Here is a 2462-nt window from a genome sequence, read left to right as displayed (position 1 = left end):
TGTTGGATTGGACTGATAAGTATGTGTTTAAAGGATTTTAGCAGTGTAAGGGTGCCCATAGGGGGACTCAATATATTGAGGGGGACTAACTACTTGTTCTATTTATTTGTATAAATTAGATCACGTTGCTTATTAACCCCAATAACTCATCCTAAACTCGATTTATTTTTGTTGTATTGCTATTGTATATACACAAGTGTATAATTCAGTACTACAATAAAAAAAGGACTTTTATGGGTATTAGTATTTCAACAGCGGTTAGGCAAAAGTTAGCAACAAAGCACTCTGTAACTGAGGATGAGGTTATTGAATGTTTTTCATCAAGAATAGCTAATGGTAAGTTCTTAAAGGATAGTAGAGAAGAGCATCAAACTAACCCACCATCATTATGGTTTATTGGAACTACTGACGCTGGCAGAAGACTCAAAGTAGTATTTATTTATTGCAGTGATAACAAAGAGTTTGTTATTAAAACTGCTTATGAAGCTAATGGAGAGGAAGTTCGTATTTATAAAAAATATTCTTAATAAAGAAAAAGGTATTTTTTGTAGAACTTAAGTTAAAGAATGTAAATGGATTACTCTGACAAGAGGTATAAATCATGGTAGATAAAATAGAAAGTACAATAGAAGCATGGGACAATCGTGAATTAGGTTGCGATGAGGCGCATGTTGAAACAGTAGAAATAAGTGAAGAGATCATTAATGAATCTCTGGCACTGCAAATGATTTCAATTCGTCTGCAAAAAACATTGATTGAAGACTTAAAAATGATCGGTCAATTGAACGGGATTGGTTATCAGCCATTAATTCGACAAGTACTTAAGAGATTCGCAGACTCTGAGAAAAAGCAGCTCTTACGTGAGCAGGCTTTTCAGCAAGTTATGTGTTCTGAGGATGAACCACACCCTCACCTTGAAAAAGCCTGTGGTTAACAAGTTTGAGTATTAAGCCTGCTAACTAGCGGGCTTTTTTGTGGGTAAAATTTGCTTAAACCACCTTTCCAACTAAACTAAGTTTTACTTAAATTTAAAGAGACTATTAATAATGCCAATAAAAAGTGATTTCAGTGGATTAAAAAAGCTATCAAAAAATTTAGAAGAGTTAGGTAATAAAAAATCTATAGGGCTATATGAACTGATGAGTGACAATTTCGTTTCTAAGCACTCTAAATATAAAAGCTTTGATGAACTATTAAGTAGTAGCCCTTTCACTGTCGAAACCGCAGAAGATTTTGAAGCAATGCCAGATGATGAATGGGATAGTTACATAAATCAAAATACAGACTATGATTCGTGGAAAGAAATGCAGGTTAAAGCATTTGAATATTATGCGAAGAAACAAATAGAAAAAGGCCTATAGCCAAATAGCCCGCTTGATGCGGGCTTTTTATTACCTGTGATTTAATGACTGTATAAATCCCCAGCTTGTTAAAACCTGAACGAAAACTTAATCTATCCCTTTGCAACATTATGGAAAATATAAGGATTAGGCATGGCTAAAGTAATAGGTTGGATATTAGGTATATTATCGATTGGTTTTGTAGGAATGTTTTTTGAAAAAGGTGAAGTGCTAGCCGGAATAATCAGCGTGTTTGCTATCGGGTTTTTTATACCGCCAATACTCAATAAAATAAATGCCAGCGCTAAAAATGCAGCTGAGGAAAAAGGTAAAAAACCTACGAACACCTCACAAAGATCGGCAAATGTGCTGGGTTTAGTTTTAGTTGTAATTGCAGCAGTGGTTGGTAGTGAAGCCGAAACCGAAAGTGAAAAGGTAGAAGTTACTAAAACAATAAACTATAAAACCATTGGGAAAAGAGAGTACAGCTTTAATGGACGTAAGCGATTAGGAGTTTTCGTTTATGCGCCGGAAGCTAAAACACGTGAAGAAAGAGCAGCAGTAGTTAAGCAGGCCACAATTGATTTGCAAGAAACAACAAATGCAGACTTTGTAGATGCATTATTAGAAGTTGCAGATTTTAACTATGGTAGTGGGAACATACTTGCAATGGCAGACTATGCCCCAGATGGCTGCGGCACAAGCGGTCAAGATTGTAGCGGTAACAAATGGAAAATAAAGGCCAGTGACGTCAAAGTTACCGAGTTGCAAATCAAAGTATTAAAAGAATGGGAAAAGCTAAAGCCATCTTTCCAAGGTAGTAAAGGCTATTTAGACTTAGAGGACGAAGCTAAGATTAGTAGCTCAGTAGCAAAAAATCTTAAAATTTCAATTGAAGAAGTAATGTTACCAATGGTTGCAGGTACAGCTAAAGATTTTACGTCTAAGTTAGATGGGTCAATAAAAGTAATAAAATCTAATTAAATAGCAGCTAAACAAACAGCCCGCACTTGGCGGGCTTTTTTGTGCCTGTAATTCAGTAAGCTAAAGCGACTTACCCGTAAATATAACTTTTCCAACTAAAGTGCAGTTGCCGTTTATTGCTATTAGTTGCTCAGGCCA

Annotated in this window: 4 protein-coding genes; all 4 read left to right on the top strand. The window is 35.5% G+C overall.

Going from position 1 to position 2462, the window contains the following annotated elements; genetic code table 11:
- The first annotated feature begins 233 nt into the window (after positions 1–233).
- The 4 genes from I6E78_RS18195 (at position 234) to I6E78_RS18180 (ending at position 2324) form a co-directional block, all read left to right on the top strand.
- Entirely contained in the window at positions 234–527 is a 294-nt protein-coding gene (locus I6E78_RS18195; protein ID WP_197183082.1) for a DUF4258 domain-containing protein, read from the top strand.
- Between the two features lie 74 nt (positions 528–601).
- Positions 602–934 carry a hypothetical protein gene (locus tag I6E78_RS18190; RefSeq protein WP_197183081.1) on the top strand — a complete coding sequence of 111 codons (333 nt, stop codon included), beginning with the start codon at positions 602–604 and terminating at the stop codon, positions 932–934.
- Positions 935–1139: 205 nt separating this feature from the next.
- Positions 1140–1361 carry a hypothetical protein gene (locus tag I6E78_RS18185; RefSeq protein ID WP_197183080.1) on the top strand — a complete coding sequence of 74 codons (222 nt, stop codon included), beginning with the start codon at positions 1140–1142 and terminating at the stop codon, positions 1359–1361.
- A 132-nt stretch (positions 1362–1493) separates the two neighbouring features.
- Positions 1494–2324, top strand: a complete 831-nt coding sequence (locus tag I6E78_RS18180; RefSeq protein WP_197183079.1) for a DUF4875 domain-containing protein — start codon at positions 1494–1496, stop codon at positions 2322–2324.
- Positions 2325–2462: the final 138 nt, after the last annotated feature.

It is taken from the genome of Pseudoalteromonas sp. NZS127 (genome assembly GCF_015864805.1).
GTDB lineage: Bacteria > Pseudomonadota > Gammaproteobacteria > Enterobacterales > Alteromonadaceae > Pseudoalteromonas > Pseudoalteromonas nigrifaciens.
The sequence above is the reverse complement of the archived record's forward strand: the minus strand, read 5'-3'. Positions and strand labels throughout refer to the sequence as shown.